This window comes from Actinophytocola sp. (assembly GCF_036402745.1).
In the GTDB taxonomy this organism is placed as follows: domain Bacteria; phylum Actinomycetota; class Actinomycetes; order Mycobacteriales; family Pseudonocardiaceae; genus Actinophytocola.
In genome coordinates this window covers 13,599-28,426 of record NZ_DASWSJ010000288.1, presented here as the reverse complement: position 1 = coordinate 28,426, position 14,828 = coordinate 13,599, and the positions used below count along the sequence as shown (strand labels likewise).

12 protein-coding genes are annotated in these 14,828 nt (G+C 71.0%); 7 read left to right on the top strand and 5 right to left on the bottom strand.

Annotation, left to right across the window (positions count from 1 at the left end):
• From VGD70_RS27355 to VGD70_RS27335, 5 genes are all read left to right on the top strand, one after another.
• A partial coding sequence (locus VGD70_RS27355; protein ID WP_331086270.1) for a DNA/RNA helicase domain-containing protein occupies window positions 1–823 on the top strand: 823 nt, incomplete at its 5' end.
• Window positions 824–1,345: 522 nt separating this feature from the next.
• Window positions 1,346–1,621, top strand: coding sequence for a hypothetical protein (locus VGD70_RS27350; protein WP_331086268.1), 276 nt, complete (start codon window positions 1,346–1,348; stop codon window positions 1,619–1,621).
• Window positions 1,618–2,670, top strand: coding sequence for a hypothetical protein (locus VGD70_RS27345; protein ID WP_331086266.1), 1,053 nt, complete (start codon window positions 1,618–1,620; stop codon window positions 2,668–2,670). Before VGD70_RS27350 ends, VGD70_RS27345 begins: the two co-directional genes overlap by 4 nt.
• Entirely contained in the window at window positions 2,658–3,263 is a 606-nt protein-coding gene (locus VGD70_RS27340; protein ID WP_331086263.1) for a hypothetical protein, read from the top strand. The genes VGD70_RS27345 and VGD70_RS27340 overlap by 13 nt, the downstream gene beginning before the upstream one ends.
• Complete coding sequence (locus VGD70_RS27335) at window positions 3,190–3,864, top strand: hypothetical protein (protein ID WP_331086262.1); 675 nt, start codon at window positions 3,190–3,192, stop codon at window positions 3,862–3,864. Before VGD70_RS27340 ends, VGD70_RS27335 begins: the two co-directional genes overlap by 74 nt.
• 100 nt (window positions 3,865–3,964) lie before the next feature.
• Here the strand turns inward: VGD70_RS27335 and VGD70_RS27330 are convergent, their stop codons facing one another.
• Complete coding sequence (locus VGD70_RS27330; protein ID WP_331086259.1) at window positions 3,965–4,753, bottom strand: class I SAM-dependent methyltransferase; 789 nt, start codon at window positions 4,751–4,753, stop codon at window positions 3,965–3,967.
• Window positions 4,754–5,374: 621 nt separating this feature from the next.
• Between VGD70_RS27330 and VGD70_RS37005 the strand changes: the two genes are divergently transcribed.
• Window positions 5,375–5,527 (top strand): hypothetical protein, encoded by a 153-nt coding sequence (locus tag VGD70_RS37005; protein ID WP_414638070.1) that lies wholly within the window; start codon window positions 5,375–5,377, stop codon window positions 5,525–5,527.
• Here VGD70_RS37005 and VGD70_RS27325 read toward each other — a convergent pair.
• Both VGD70_RS27325 and VGD70_RS27320 read right to left on the bottom strand, forming a co-directional pair.
• Window positions 5,462–6,091 (bottom strand): hypothetical protein, encoded by a 630-nt coding sequence (locus VGD70_RS27325; RefSeq protein ID WP_331086257.1) that lies wholly within the window; start codon window positions 6,089–6,091, stop codon window positions 5,462–5,464. The two genes, VGD70_RS37005 and VGD70_RS27325, sit on opposite strands and share 66 nt — an antisense overlap.
• Window positions 6,088–10,944, bottom strand: a complete 4,857-nt coding sequence (locus VGD70_RS27320; RefSeq protein WP_331086256.1) for a DUF11 domain-containing protein — start codon at window positions 10,942–10,944, stop codon at window positions 6,088–6,090. The genes VGD70_RS27325 and VGD70_RS27320 overlap by 4 nt, the downstream gene beginning before the upstream one ends.
• A gap of 266 nt (window positions 10,945–11,210) precedes the next feature.
• On the opposite strand from VGD70_RS27320, the gene VGD70_RS27315 reads away from it, so the two are divergent.
• Complete coding sequence (locus VGD70_RS27315) at window positions 11,211–12,311, top strand: lytic transglycosylase domain-containing protein (RefSeq protein ID WP_331086254.1); 1,101 nt, start codon at window positions 11,211–11,213, stop codon at window positions 12,309–12,311.
• 7 nt (window positions 12,312–12,318) lie between these two features.
• Here VGD70_RS27315 and VGD70_RS27310 read toward each other — a convergent pair whose 3' ends face one another.
• Both VGD70_RS27310 and VGD70_RS27305 read right to left on the bottom strand, forming a co-directional pair.
• The gene (locus VGD70_RS27310) at window positions 12,319–13,980 is read right to left on the bottom strand and encodes a helix-turn-helix domain-containing protein (protein WP_331086252.1); all 1,662 of its coding nucleotides are present in this window, start codon (window positions 13,978–13,980) and stop codon (window positions 12,319–12,321) included.
• Window positions 13,981–14,141: 161 nt separating this feature from the next.
• The gene (locus tag VGD70_RS27305; protein WP_331086251.1) at window positions 14,142–14,768 is read right to left on the bottom strand and encodes a response regulator transcription factor; all 627 of its coding nucleotides are present in this window, start codon (window positions 14,766–14,768) and stop codon (window positions 14,142–14,144) included.
• Window positions 14,769–14,828: the final 60 nt, after the last annotated feature.

Here is a 14,828-nt window from a genome sequence, read left to right as displayed (position 1 = left end):
CACGGAGCGGCCGATGAAGGGCTCGTTCTCGATGCGAGTCGGCGAATCATCGATCTCGGTGATCGTCACGCGTGCCAAAGTGCCGGTGTTTTTTATTGACGGCGATCAGCGTTTGTTCGCTGACGAGGTCTGGTCACCGGAAGCCCTCGTCGATGAGATCAAGCGACTCGGGGCGGAGGTCGTGCCGATCACTCTGGACCGTGTACTGCGTGCCGTCGGCAGCTCGACCTATGACACGTGGGTTCGAAATCTGCTTACTGGTGACCCACTGCCATGGAAGAGCGCCGACGACGATCCAGAACCCTTCCAGCTCTACTACGCCAACAGTGCCGCCGCCATGGAGCGCTTTCTGCGCGCAAAAGACCGTGCGGGGGAAACCGCGCGAATGAGTGCCGGAATCTGTTGGAAATGGGAGGACCGGAGTGGCACAGATCCGGAAGTAGCCCCGGAACCAGGCTGGGCACGCCCCTGGAACGCCGGCGACCAGCACAACACACCGGGAGTGCCGAAGCGGAGGTACTGGGCCACGGAACCCGGCGGATTCGGGCAGATCGGCTGTGTTCACACCGCGCAGGGCCTTGAGTATGAGTGGGGCGGTGTGATCATGGGACCGGACCTCACGTGGAGTGGCGAGGGCTGGAAAGTCCACCGCGAACACGTACTGAGCAAGGCCAGCAGGATCCGCGCGGACGACGATCTCTCACGTGCGATACGCAACGCTTATGGCGTGCTCCTCACCCGATCGATCCGCGGCACTGTGCTGTACTCGGTCGACCCGGCCACGCGACGTCTCTTTGCTGACCTCGGCGTTCGTGAGTTGTGACAACGTCTGGACGCTTCTGAGACGGACCGACCTGCGCGACCCCCTGGTCGATGGTCGCGACGAGTAGCCCACACCACGCCGTCGACGAGCAGACAGACACCGGCTCCGAGGCAGGAAGACGTGTGCAAGGAGCTTGTCGTGATCGTCGATCGACGGGACTACGAGAAGATCGACATGCTCGAGGTGAGAGCGTTCCTGAACACGTTGTAATTCAGGGACGCTCGTCCACGGTGAGCCGGACGTCGTTGTCGACGCGGAATGGTATTGAGCGCTGCGACCGAGATCAGGTCCAGCACATCGTCATCGCTCGTGACCTGCTGGCCGGGCGCTGAGCTGATAACCACGATCGGTCGAATCGCCCGAACCGGTGGTGACCACGGCCGCGCTGTGTCAGAGTGATCCCGTTGAGAGCATGAGTGTCTGGGGGATGACATGCCAGCGGGATACACGGCTGACACGGATGTGATGCGCAGCGCCGCGAGCCTTCTCAGTTCGGCGCACCAGTTCTTCAATGACCGACTGGTGACTCTGCAACAGGTCGCCGGCGAGTCGACCAATGAGCCGTTCGTCGGCGGGTACGGAGAGACGGGTGGTTTCCAGCGCGGGCTGCGACGGTTCGACAAGCGGTTCCAGGAGGTATTCGAGGAGTACATCACCGACGAGAAGAACTTCGTGCTGTTCCTGCAGCAGGTGCACGACCGGCTCACGCGCACCGCTGCTCTGTACGACTCGACGGAGCGCGACAACACCCTGCGGATGAACGTGATCTCCGAGCAGCTCGACGGGGACCAGTCATGACCGTCGGAGACTGGGTCTACGAGCCGGACCACGCCTATGTCAGCCATCTCGACGACGTCTTTCGGCAGGGCAACGCACCCCGCCTGGCGGGCATGCTCCAGAGCCTGGCGAATCCGGTCGCCATCACCCCGTACCCCACACCCTGTTACCTGGACATTCCGGCGATCGTGGTGGTTGCGCCCAACGACGGCGAGTTCACCTCACACAAGACCAGCGGTGCCGAGCAGCTGGGAACCGACGTCTACTCGATCCTGCAGGGATCCGCGCGCTCGGACCCGCAACCCGATCTCAAGGTCGAGCAGTTCTTCTACCACGCGGACATCCTGACGGGGCAGAACGTCGGCAGGCTTCGTGATCACCTGGGTACAAAGCTGGACAAGCTGGACGTCGTCGACGGCGGGTACGTGGCGGAGGTCGTCCAGGCACTGGACGCCACGCGGACCGGTGACACGACGACGTTCTGGACCGACATCGACCGCGTGTTCCTCGGTGACTCGACAGCAGAGGGGACGATCTGGCACGACTGGGCCGGCACCGCGGCGGAGGAGGCCAGGCCGAAGTTCCAGGCGGTCGGCAAATGGTTCACCCAGACAGGGAGCGACGGTGAGTTTCGCCAGCGTGCGTTGCGCGACCTGTCGGAGATCCTGATCCGCTACGCCGCGACCATCCACGGCGCCAGGATGAACCTCGACAATCTCATGGGTGAGCTGGTCGACGAGGTCAACGCCTGGAACGACGCGGTCGACACGTCGAGCCGGCACCCCGGGAACTGGGTGTCGCTCTCCGGGATCAAGGACCTCAAGGACGCCACGCCGATCGGCGTGGCGTTCAAAGTCGTGGACGCGATGATGGAGGCAGCCGCCACGACGTCGAACGAGAAGGAACTGAAGGAGAACCAGGTCTACTTCAAGTTGACCACCTTCCTCACCACGGCGGACCAACTCCTCCGGGACACCGTCGACCAGGTCGACGCACTCGTCCGCGATCTGGACCGCGTCCGCGACGGACGGAATGTCGCGGGCGTCGACATCCCGGTGTGGCCCGCGTGATGCGGCGCGGGATCGGCGTCGCTGTCGGTGTCGCGCTGCTGCTCGGCGCCTGTACAGCTGGCCCGACCGAGACTCCGCGAACGCGGGAACCAGGCTCGACCGACAACCGGCTGGAGCTGTCGGCGGAGCCGCTGTGGCGAGGCGACGCCGACGGGCTGCCCGACATCATGCAGGGGGGATTCACGTCGGCACGGTTCGTCGATCGGCTGTTGCTCCTCGAATGGGCCAAGGACATGACCGCCGTCGTCGACCCGGACACCGGGAAACCCGTCTGGACGGCCGACCCGGAGTTGCTGGTGGGCACGGCCGCGAAGGGCGTCGAGCTGTGGCACATCGTCGGGGGACGGGCGCCCATGGGCCGGGTGGCGGGTGAGACGGTGCTGTTTGCGGACTACGTCCCGGAGCCAGGCAAGCAGCCGGAGGTGGCGGCCGTTCGGCTGCGCGATGCCAGTCCACTGTGGCACGTTCCTGACCCATACGACGTCGTGGACGCCGACGACCGCCTGGTGGTGCTCACCGGTGACGAGCCGGTGGCGCGCGGGCGCGACGCGGTGGGACGTTCCGGGCGTCTGGCCCCGGTTCGTGGCCGGTGACCGGGTCCTCGCCGAGTCCAGCTCGCAAGCGCCCGACCTGGACGCCGCGGACTCGACGGTCGTCGGACTCGACGCCGCCACGGGCCAACAGCTGTGGTCGCTCGCGGACCGGTACACGCGATCGGAGGTCGCGTTCGTCGCCGGCGATGTCGCGCTCGTGTACGCGCGCCCTGCCGGCACCGACACGGAGCGGGACGTGGCCGTCATGATCGACGTGTCGTCCGGCGCGGAGATCACCCGGCTGGGCTGGGACCGGGGTGCCCGGACCACCTGCGCCACAGACAGCAGCACGGTGATCGCCTGCACCCTCGACGAGGAACTGGGCGAGCATCCGGGTGAGTCGACCAGGCTGATCACCTTCGACGTGCCGACCAGGAAGAGCCACCCCGCTCCCGCGAAGGATCTTGCCGACACGGAAGTGGTGGCGGTCTGGGGCGACTACGTCTTCGTGCGCGACGGTCACGTGACGTGGGCCGTCGACCGTAACGGCACGCGCGTGTCCGACGACCTCACGGGCGACCTGGTCAGCATGGACGACCGCCATATGGTGGTCCGTCTCCCGGGTCGCACCCCGGTGCCCGCCGCCTACGCGGTGCGCTGAGCCGAGGCAGAGGCGCAGGCTATGGGGCCGTAGCGGCCCAGAGCCCAGGGTCCCGATCAAACCCCTGACCAGCCAAGATCATCTAAGCGCGGCTGCCGTACTAGTTCGGCTTGCGACCCCACGCGGTGATCATCGGTGCGAGCATGAGATCCAGGTCGCCGCGGGTGAGGTTCCTGAGGTGTGTCTCGATCTCCTCGGGCGTCGCCAATTGCGCGGCTAGCAGCTGGTCGCTGACGTGCTGGACAGTGGCCGCCTCCAGGATCGCGCACGCGCGTGACGCGATCGGGAAGTAGGCCTCCGCGCTGACGTCTGTCAGCTCCCACTCACGCAGCAGCCGGGGCAGCGTGCGAGCGTACGCGAGGTCCGCGCCGCGCTCGGCCATCAACGTGCGGATCTGGGTGCGCAGTCGGTTCGCCAGCTCCTCGTCGGGGCCGCGTTCGTCCGGGCAGGCGAGCGGCTGCAGCGCGGGGTCCGCGTCCTCGATCACCAGCCATCCGCCCGGCCGGAGCGCATCGATCATGACTCGCAGTGCGGCCGCGCGGTCCTCCAGGTGGACCAGCACCAGCCGGGCGTGGACCAGGTCGAACGTCTCCGCCGGCGGCGGGTCGCGGAGCACGTCGTGCCGGCGTACCTCGAGCGGACCGCCGGCTGCGGGCTCGGTCCACGACACGTCGATGTCGGTGGCCAGCACCCGCCCGCTCGTCCCCACGCGCTCTGCCAGGCCGCGTGGCACCGAGACGCCGCCGGCGCCCACCTCCCAGCACCGCCACCCTTCGCCGAGTCCCAAGTCGTCGAGGTGATGGAACGTCCACGGATCGAACAGCGCGGCGAGCGCCTCGAACCGTTCGCCCGCCTCCGGGCGGCGGTTGTCGAGCAGGTAGCGGTTCACAGCATCAGCGTGACCCGATCACCGTCGTGCGGTACCGGGTAATGACGAACGTCACGGTTGGGTAGTTGTGCGGCGCGCCAGGCACGCGGGTCATGATTCGGGCGAAACGGTGTCGTCTGAGAGCCGTGTGAGTGCGAGGCTACGGCCGCTGCCGGTGCATGGCTATTGGTGTTGGCGACGGTGGCGCTGCTCAGTCCGATCCTCACGCCAGCTGCCGGGTCGTTTCACGGCGTGGTTGTCGTTATCCAAAACCACCCGCGACATGATCCACTACAACCTCCGCGAGTCCGGCGAGGGTGGTCCAGCGGACTGCGCCGGTGATCCACAGGCCGAGCAGTTCGCTCAGGACGACGGCGGGCGCACCGGAGATCCTCAACCCGACGATGCAGAAGGCGACCGTCTGCAACGAGGACCCCGCTCGGTTCGACTTCGCCACCGCCTGGGCCGAGTACCAGCAGCGTCGAGCAGAACCCGGCGACCGGCCGCGCCAACATGTTCTCCACCGGATGCGCCGGCTGGCCGCTGTAAGGCCGGGAAGTCCAACTGCGCTACGCCGGAGGGTCGCTGGTGCTGGCCGGACACCGCTACGAGGCCGGAACCCCGTACGAGTGGACGTCACAGATGCGTGACGCCATCGGCTGCCAGGTGTTCACCGTCGACGACGACGTGCACGGATCGGTCCTGCGGGAGCCGGGTTGCGCCGCCGAGCTAGTCCCCTACTTCACCACCGGGCGGATCGATCGGCGCCGGTGGCTCGTCCGTGCGGCGGCGTAGGAGAAGTGTCGCCATGGCCACGCTCACCACGGCGGCGCCGAGGACCACCGCCAGCCACGTTCGCCAGCCCACGCCCGGTTCGGCCGGCACCGGGCCGAGGGCGTGCACGTCCGCGGCGCCCGGGAGCTGGTCGATGTCGGCCACGCACGCCAGGCGGACGTTGTCGTGCACAAGGCACGCCTGCGCCGTGTAACCCTTGGCCGCCGCGCGTGGTCTGCCCGCCACGAAGGTCGCCGACACCGTGACCGTGCCGCCCGCCGGCACTGTCGGCTGCCACACGGCGAGCCACGGTTCGACCGACTCGCCACCGTCGTGCACCTCCGCGCCGCTGACCCCGACGGGCAGTGTCAGCTCCAGCCGCACCCGCGCCGCCGTGCGAGCGCTGGTGTTGCGCAGGGTCACCGTGTAGGCGAGCCGGTCGCCGACGGCCACCTCATCGACCTCGTCGGCCACGGCGACCGCCACGCCATCGGCCCGGTCCGGCAGTTCCTGCGCGCCGGCCCAGCCCGGCGCGCCCACCACCGTGCCCACCGCCAGTGCCGTTGCCGCGAGGACCAACCTCATGAGCGCACCGTTCCTTCCTCGCGCCGACGACGCCGGCGCAGCACCGGGATCAGGAAGAACCCGCCGCCCGCCGCCAGCAGCCCGAGGGCGATGACCAGGTACCAGAGGACCGCCGCGCCGGTGCCGGCCAGATCCGGGTCGGCCGTGGGGTCCACCTCGGTGCGCACCGGGCACGGGCACGCGCTGTCGGGGCCGGTGACCGTGTTGAGCAACGTCTTGTCACCGGTCGTCGGGTTGTTCACCTCGACCGAGTAGACGGTCACCGCCGACTCGCCGGCCGCGACCGGACCCGTCCAGCTCAGCACCGGCGGCGCATACCCGACCGCGCCCGCGTTCGTCTGCGCGTTGCCGAGGTAGCGGGCGTCGTCGAGCACCGCGGTCAGGTCGTCGGTCCAGCTCGCCGGGCCGACACCGGTCCGGTCGGGGCCGGGCGCCGCGGCGAGGTAGTCGGCGGCGCCGATGTTGTGCACGGTCACGGTGTAGGTGACCCGCGCGCCGGGGCGCACCCGTGACACGTCGGCGGTCTTGGTGATCGCCAGCTCGGCCACCAGCACGTCGTGCCGGCCGCCGCACCGCTCGTCGGCGGGCACCGGTTCGTTCGGCGCTGCGACACAGTTGCTGTCCTCGGCGAGCACTACGTTGCGCAGCCGGTGGTCACCCTGGCCTCGCGACGCGACCGTCACCCCGTAGGTGATGGTGGCGACCGCGCCGACGGCGAGCGACCCGGTCCAGGTCAGCTTCCCGGCGTCGAACACCACCGCGCCGCCGCCCTCGACCGCCGAGTCCCCCGCGTACTCGGCGTCGTCGAGGACCGCGGTCAGGTCGTCGACGGCCACCGCGGGGTTGTCGGCGGTGTAGTCGGCCTGCCCGGTGTTGGTGACGGTGACCGTGTAGCGCACCGTCGCGCCCGCGTGCACCGCGGCCGCGTCCGCCGCCTTCGTGACCGTCAGGCCCAGCACCGGCAACGGCGGGCCCGCCGTGCATTCCGCGCTCGGGTCCTCGGTTCCCGGGCAGTTCACCGAGCCGCTGACGACGTTGACCAACGAATGGTCGCCGGTGAGGTTCGGGTCGAGCACCCGGACCGTCACGGTGACCGTGACGCCCGGCGTGCCAGGTGGGTCGGCCACCGGCAGCGGCCCGGACCAGCTCAGCACGGTGCTGCCGTCGGCAAGCGCGACCGTGCCGGCGTCCGCGGCGACGTCGACCAGCTCGGCGTCGTCGAGCACACCGGTCAGGTCCTCGGCGAAGGTGGCCTCGTCGTAGGGCACCTGGCCACTGTTGACGGCGGTGATCGTGTAGGTGACCGCGTCCCCCGGAGCGACCGGCTCACTCGCGGCCCGGTCCACGCTCTTGGCGAGCACGAACGCCCGCAGCAGGGTGGGCTCGTCGGGGCCGCATCCGTTGCTGGGCAGGCAGTTCGGATCGTCCACACTGGACACCGTGTTCACCAGCCGGCCGTCGCCGGTCTGCGGGTCGTGCACCGTGAGCACGTACCTGAGCGTCACGGTCGCCCCGAGGTCGAGTGGACCGGACCAGCGCAGCGTAGGCGATCCGGCCGACGGCGCCACGATGCTGCCCCGGCCGGCCGGCGTGGTGCTCGCCACCCCGAAGGTCGCGTCGTCGAGCACGGCGGACAGGTCGTCGGTCACGACCGCCGGGTCGGCGCCGGTGAAGGCGTAGCCGCCGGTGTTGGTGATCACGACCCGGTAGGTCAGCTCGTCACCTGGCTCGACGACCGTCGCCGACACGGTCTTGGTCAGCGTCAGCGCACGCACCGGGATGCCGGTCGGCGCGCACTCGGGCGCGGAAGGGCCAGGCCCACAGTTCGTGCCGCCCCGCACGGTGTTGCGCAGCTCGCCGTCGCCGCCCGGCCGCACCCGGACGGTCACCAGCATGGTCGTCGACGCGCCGGCCGCGAGCGGCCCGGTCCACGTGAACCCGTTGTCCTCGCTGGTGATCCCGGCCCCGGGGGTGACCGAGACGAGGGTGGCGTCGTCGAGCACGTCGGTCAGGTCGTCGTGGAAGGTCGCGAGGCCGCGGGTGTCGTCGTAGGGCACCGGGCCGCTGTTGGTCGCCACGATCTCGTAGACCACCTCGGCGCCGGGCCGCACGGACGCCGGGGCCGAGCGGACGGTCTTGGCCAGGGTGAAGCCCCGGACCGCGACCTGGTGGGTGGCCGGCGGCGGCGCGCCGTTCGGGTCGGCGGTGTCGGAGGTGACCGACGCCGAGTTGCGGCCGCTGCCCGCGACGGCAGGCGCGGTGACCGGGACGGTGAACCGGGCCGTCGCGTCGGGCGCCAGGTCACCCACGGCCCAGCGCACGGTAGTGGTGCCGTCGTTGTTGACCAGCACGGTGACCGCGCCCGGTCCGGTCGGGGCGCCCACCGGGAAGCCGGCCGGGACGGTGTCGGTGACGACCACGTTCCGTGCCGTCGACGGGCCGTGGTTGACCACGTCGATCGTCCACTGGAAGGACCCGCCCGCGTCGACGAAATCCGGGCCGGACTTGGTGATCGCCAGGTCCGCCGCCGGCGCCGCCGTGGTCGTGACCTGGTCGGTGTTGTTCGCCGGGTCGGGATCCGCGGGCCCGCCGGCGATCGGCGTGACCACGGCGGTGTTCGTGCCGGTGCCGCCCTCGACCGGCGCGACCACCGCGTAGGTCAGCACTCGCTCGGCGCCCACCGTCAGCTCACCGAGCGTCCACACGATGACGGCACCGTCCACAGTGGCACCGTCCGGTGTCGCCACGAGGGTGAACCCGCTCGGCAGCGTGTCCCGCACGGTCGAGCCGGTCGACCGGTCCGTCCCGTTGTTCCGGACCCGGACCGTGTACGTGGCCTGCGCCCCCGGCCGCACGCTCTCCGGGCCCTCCTTGACGAGCAGCAGGTCGGCCGCCGGCGCCCGCACGTCGGTCGTCACCCGCGCGGTGTTGTTGTCGGGCACCGGGTCGATCGGCCCGTCCTGGCTCGGCACCATGGTCGCTTCGTTGACCAGCCGCGCCGCCCCGAACGGTGTCGTGCCGGACACCTGGAACGGCATCGTGGCGCCGGCGGCCAGCGGCGCCAGCTGCCACACCACCGTGCGGCCGCTCACGATGCCGCCGCCGGACACCGCCGTCACGGTGAACCCGTCGGGCAGGGTGTCGGTCAGCGTCGAACCGCCGGAGCGGGCCGGGCCGAGGTTGTCCACGGTGATCGTGTAGGTGAGCGCCCCGCCGGGATCGGCGTTGGCCGGCGCGGACTTCGCCACCCGCAGATCGGCCTGCGGGATCGGGATCTCGATGTTCGTCCGCACCTCGTTGGAGGTGTCGTTGCCGGGGTTGGTGTCCGGCACCCCGTCCGCCGAGGCGGCCGTCGCGGTGTTGACGACCGTCTGCGCCTGGTCGGTCGCCACCCGGACGGTGATGTTGCGGGTGAGCACGCCGCCCGGAGCGATCGTGTCGATCGTCCACCGCGCCCGCTGCCCGTTGGTCGTGCCGCCGTCGGAGGCGGCGACCGGGACCAGCGGAGCGGGCACGTCGTCGGTCAGGACCACCGGCCAGGACGGGTCCGACCCGTTGTTGGTCACCACGACGCTGTAGTCGAACGTCTCACCGGGCCGGACCAGGTTCTCGTTCTGGCCGCCGATGTTCTTGGTGACCGCGATGTCCACGTCGAGCGGGTCGACGGTCAGCGGCGTCGGGTCGACCGGGTCCGGCGTGCCGGGGTAGTCCGACCAGACCTCGCCGCCGGGGATGCCGCCGCCGGTCAGCTGCGCCTGGTTGCGCAGCACGCCGGAGAACGTGGGTGGGACGCGGACGTCCGCGCTGACGCGCACGTGCTGGCCGGCCGCCACCGTCAGGCCGCGGATGACCACGGTCCGGTCGCCGTTCTCCAGGCTCACGGTCCCGGTCGGGGTCCGCACCGAACCCGGCACGAAGGCGCCGCCCGCGCCAGGGCGCCGCAGATCGTCGGTGAAGGTGACCGTGCGGGCCTGCCCGGTGCCGTTGGTGAGGTCGTAGGTGTAGGTGACGGTCTGGCCGGCGACAACCGTGGTCGGGGCGACGTTCTTCTCGAAGGCCATGCGGAAGGCGCAGTTCGCGCCGTCGCCGGAACCCGCCAGCGCCGGCTCGGTGCCGATGTGGCGCAGCGAGGCGTACGTGCCGGCGCCGGGATCGAACGCCGCCTGGTAGAAGTCGATGTGCCCGCCGCCGTCGCGGCCGCCGAGGAAGGTGATCCGGCCGTTGCCGTCGATCCAGGTGGTGCCCTGCCCCTCGACCACCGCGCCGGCCGGCAGCGTGCCGCCGGCGGGCACCACGTCCGCGACGCCGTCACCGTCGAGCGCGATCCGGACGACCTGGTTGATGCCGCGGTCGAACGCGTATATCGCGTCGTCGACCGGGTTGACCGCCCAGTCCGCGAACTGCGCGTTCCGCGACAGCGCGGCACTGGCGACCACTCTCGGCGGCGTCACGCCGACATCCACGGCATAGGCCGTCCCGCCATCCCGGAACACGAAGTTCCCGTTGGCGCGGAACGCGCCGGAGATGATTCCGTCGCCGCCGATCGGTCTGCCGTTCAGCAGCGGCGCGCCCAGGTTCTGAAAACTGCCCGCGGCGTCGACCCGGAATATCTGGGCGCCGCCATTGATAACGCCGTAGATCAGGTTGTCGAGATGGTTGTACCCGATGGCGTTGAACCGGAACTGGGCTTCGGCGATCGGCTGGAAGCTGGTGTCCGTGCCGCCGCCCGGGGTCGGGAACGCGATCCGCCCCAACACGCTGCGGCCGTTGCCGCCCGGCTGCATCATGTAGTAGGTGGAGTCGCACGGGAACGGGCTGAGCTGTTGCGCGTGTGCCGCGGCGTTTGTTGTCAACGGGACGGCAACGGTCGTCCACAACAGTGCGAGCACGACCGTCAACACCTGGCGCCAATGTCGTGACACACGTGCCTCCCGCGAATTGACAGAACAGCTACCAGCCCAGGCGACAACGCTACGACCGCGCCGCGGGTATTCGTTGCCCCTGGGGGAACCTGTGCGGACAGTACGGATTTCCTGACGATTGGCCGCGCGGACCGTATTCGGTTCACCGCCGGACAGCAAAGGCGCGAAACCAGTTCCGGCGGTGCTCTACTCGACCGGTGACCACGATTCCTTCGAAAAGGCGCGCCGGCCCGGGCACCCGAGCCGCGCGGCTGGCCGGCGTCACGCTGCTGGTCGCCGCGATGGGGGTCGCCGCCTCGGTGCCGACCTCGGCCGGCCGGCCCGTCGCGGACCGGGCGCGGCCCGGCGCCGCGCCCGCGCCCGCCGCGCGGCCGGCGGCGCCGGAGTCGGCCGGTGGCACCACCATGCCCGCCGAGCCCCGGTCGGCGCCGATCGACTTCACCCGGTCCGGCGGTGTCAACGGGGTGCCCGCCTCGGTCCTGGCCGCCTACCGGGGCGCCGCGACGAGTCTCGCGATCACCCAACCCGGCTGCCGGCTGCCCGCCGCGCTCCTCGCCGCGATCGGCCGGGTCGAGTCCGGGCACGCCCGCGGCGGCCTGGTCGACGCCACCGGGACGACGCTCACGCCCATCCTGGGCCCGGTGCTCGCCGGCGACCACGGCTTCGCGGCGATCCGCGACACCGACGCCGGACGTCTCGACGGCGACCCGTTGTGGGACAGGGCAGTCGGGCCGATGCAGTTCATTCCGGGCACCTGGACGCGGTGGGCGGCCGACGGCAACACCGACGGCGTGGCGAACCCGCACAACGTCTACGACGCCAGCCTGGCGGCGGGGCGCTACCTGTGCGCGAACAACCGCGACCTCGCCGTGCCGGCCGACCTGAACGAGGCGGTACTCAGCTACAACCGGTCACCGGCGTACCTGCGACTGGTGCTCGCCTGGATGCGGTCCTACGCACTGGATGTGACCGCGATCCCCGACGGCGCCGGGAGCCCCCTGCCGGTCACCCCGGACCGGACCAGCACCGGTGACGGCACGGGCCCCGACCTCGCCCTGCCGGCTCCTCCGGCGCCGCCCGTCGCCACCCCCACCGCACCGGCCCCGGACCAGCCGACGCCCGGCCGGCCCGGCGAACCGAGCACACCGGTCCCGCCGACCGGCACGCCGTCGACCCCGGCGCCGCCCGGGCCGCTGACGTCGGTCCTGTGTGTGGTCGGCGGGGTGCTCGGTGGGCTCGGTGGCCTGCTCGGCGCACCCGCGCCGGCACCGCCCGAGGACTGCGTGCCTCCGGGCTGAGACCGGCTCAGCTCACGTTGGCCCGCCCGAGGTCCACGGCCTCCCGCGCATCGGTCCCGCCCATCCGGACCAGCCGCGTCGCCAGGTGCAACGCCAATCGCTGGTCCACATCGGACAGTTGGACGTCGAGCAGCACCCGGATGCGCTCGAGCCGCTGCAGCACGGTGTTCCGGTGCACGCCGAGCGCGCCGGCCGTCGCGGTCGCCGACGACTCGTGGTCGAGGTAGCGGCCCAGGGTGTGCACCAGCTGGCCGGTGGGATCCGCGTCGGTCAGGGGCCGGAGCAGGTGCTGCGCGAGCTGGTGCTGCGGGCCGGCGGCGTGGTGGCCTACCAGGATCCGGTTGACGCTGTCGCGGCCGAGCCGCTCGACGGCGCCGGGCGTGTCCCGGGTGCCGGCGAGCAGGCTGGCCTCCCGGGCCTGGGTCATCGACTCGCGCAGCCCCGGCAGTCCCTCCCCCGCCACGCCCACCCCGGCGCACAAGCGGATGCCGGGCAGTTCTCGTTCCGCGGCGAGCAGCGCGTGCCGCACGTTGTTCCGCACCTCGTCGGTGTTGCGCGGCCGCTCGAGCTCAGAGGTCCACAGGGTCCAGTCGTCCTCGCCGGTGAGCGGCATCGCGTCGATCCCGTGCGCGGCGAGGTGGCGGTGCAGCAGCGCGCCGACCGACGCGGGCGGCAGCGCGGCACCGACCCGGCGGGTGGTGATGCGCACCGCGGTGTGCCAGCCGGTGAGCCGCCAGCCGAGCGCGGTGGCCTGTTCCAGGCACGGCAGGCTCGGCCGGTCCGCCTCGTCGAGCAGCCGGGACAGCAGCAGATGGTGGTCGCGGTCGCGCCGGGCCAGGTCGAGTGCCACACCGGCGAGGTGCGCGACGAGCGCCCACGTCGCGACCACGAGCGCCTGACCGATGAGGCGCACCCGCGGCGCCGTCATCTCCCGCATGCCGGCCACCAGCCACAGGTTCACCGGTACCCCGGCGGTGAGCTGGACGGGTTGCGCGAGCAGCAGTCCGTCGTGCGTCGACCGAACCCATGCCACCGGCCGGCCGGTGGCGAGCCGGCCGAGCACGTCGCCGGGGCCCCGCAACGCGTCCTCGTCCAGATCGCCGGCCAGCACCCGCCCGCCCGCGATGACCAGCCCGACCTGGCTGCGCAGCGTCGCGGACAGCATGCCCAGCATCTCCTCCAGACCGGCCCCGACGGTGCGCAGGCGATGCGCGACGGTGCCGAGCACGTCCTCGTCCGCCACACCGGCCCAGTGGGAGGCCTGCTGCTGGTATCGCAGGGGGTACGGGGTGCGCACGAACCGGTCCATGGCGGGTGCGAGCTGGTCGGGATGCTCCTGGTCGACCAGTACCAGCGCCACCCCGCTCGACTTCGCCAGCGCCCGCGTCCGCTCCGACAGCACGCCGTCCGGCCGGTTCAGCACGAGGCCGACGATGTCGCGCCGGGCCGCCATCCGGATCGCCACGCAGGTCCGGTGCTCGTGCTCCTCCCCGCCGAGCGCGGTCCGCGGGAAGACCACCAGCGCAAGCGACTTGACCGAGGCGACCGACGCGACGTCCGGCGCGACGACCACCGACCCGACCGGCGACCGGAGCATCCAGCTGTCCCCCACGACCGCGTGGCCCGGCAGGAAACCGGCGGACAATAATCGGGCCAACGTGATCGTCATCGTCGCGTACTCCTCGCATGCGCCGAACCAGCGCTCGGGACACGACGCGGCCGCCGGACGACGTTGTACCGGAGGATTTTCGTTCGAACGCACCCGACTAACGAGCCAACGTCGGAAGGGTCACGTCGGAACGGCCGAATACGGGACAGATGTCCGGCCGGTCAGATCATCCCCTCGCGCATGGCGAACGCGACCGCGTGGGTCCGGTTCCTGAGCTGGAACCGGGCGACGACGTCGTGCATGGTGTTCTTGATGGTCCGCTCGGAGTAACGCAGCTCCTCGGCGATCTCCCGCACCTCCATGCCCTGCGACACCATGCGCAGCACGGTCGCCTCCCGGTCGGAGAGCCCCGAGAACCGCACCCCCTTCGGGGTCAGCACCTGGTTCTGGAGTCTGTTGACCTGGCCGAGCAGCCGGCCGACCAGCGCCGGGGACAGCACCCCGCCCTTCGCGGCGGCCTTGCGCACCGCGTCCACCAGGCGCTCCGGGGTGGCCTCGGATCTCGGCACGAGCCCGCACGCGCCGGCCTCGATCGCCGAGAACAGCGCCGTGTCATCCACAATGGACAGTACGACGACGACGCTGCCGGTGCCGGCGGCGCGGGTCTCCCGCACCAGCCGCAGCGCGGTCTCGTCGAGCACGTCCGCGACCACCACGCACACCGACGCCGAGTCCGTGCCCGGCGCGGACAGCACCGTCACCTCCGGCCGCCCACGCAGCTGGGAGCTGACACCGGTCCGCAGGATCGGGTCGGTCGCGGTGACGTAGACGTCAGTTCGGTGCGACATGGGACTTCCCTTCGGGTAATGGGCGATGAGCTCAGTATCCGAAGGGGGCTCAACGAGACG

Coding starts and splice junctions, on each gene's coding strand:
- VGD70_RS27305 (WP_331086251.1), bottom strand. CDS start 14,768: ATGTCGCACCGAACTGACGTCTACGTCACCGCGACCGACCCGATCCTG.
- VGD70_RS37005 (WP_414638070.1), top strand. CDS start 5,375: ATGCGTGACGCCATCGGCTGCCAGGTGTTCACCGTCGACGACGACGTG.
- VGD70_RS27310 (WP_331086252.1), bottom strand. CDS start 13,980: ATGACGATCACGTTGGCCCGATTATTGTCCGCCGGTTTCCTGCCGGGC.
- VGD70_RS27345 (WP_331086266.1), top strand. CDS start 1,618: ATGACCGTCGGAGACTGGGTCTACGAGCCGGACCACGCCTATGTCAGC.
- VGD70_RS27325 (WP_331086257.1), bottom strand. CDS start 6,091: ATGAGGTTGGTCCTCGCGGCAACGGCACTGGCGGTGGGCACGGTGGTG.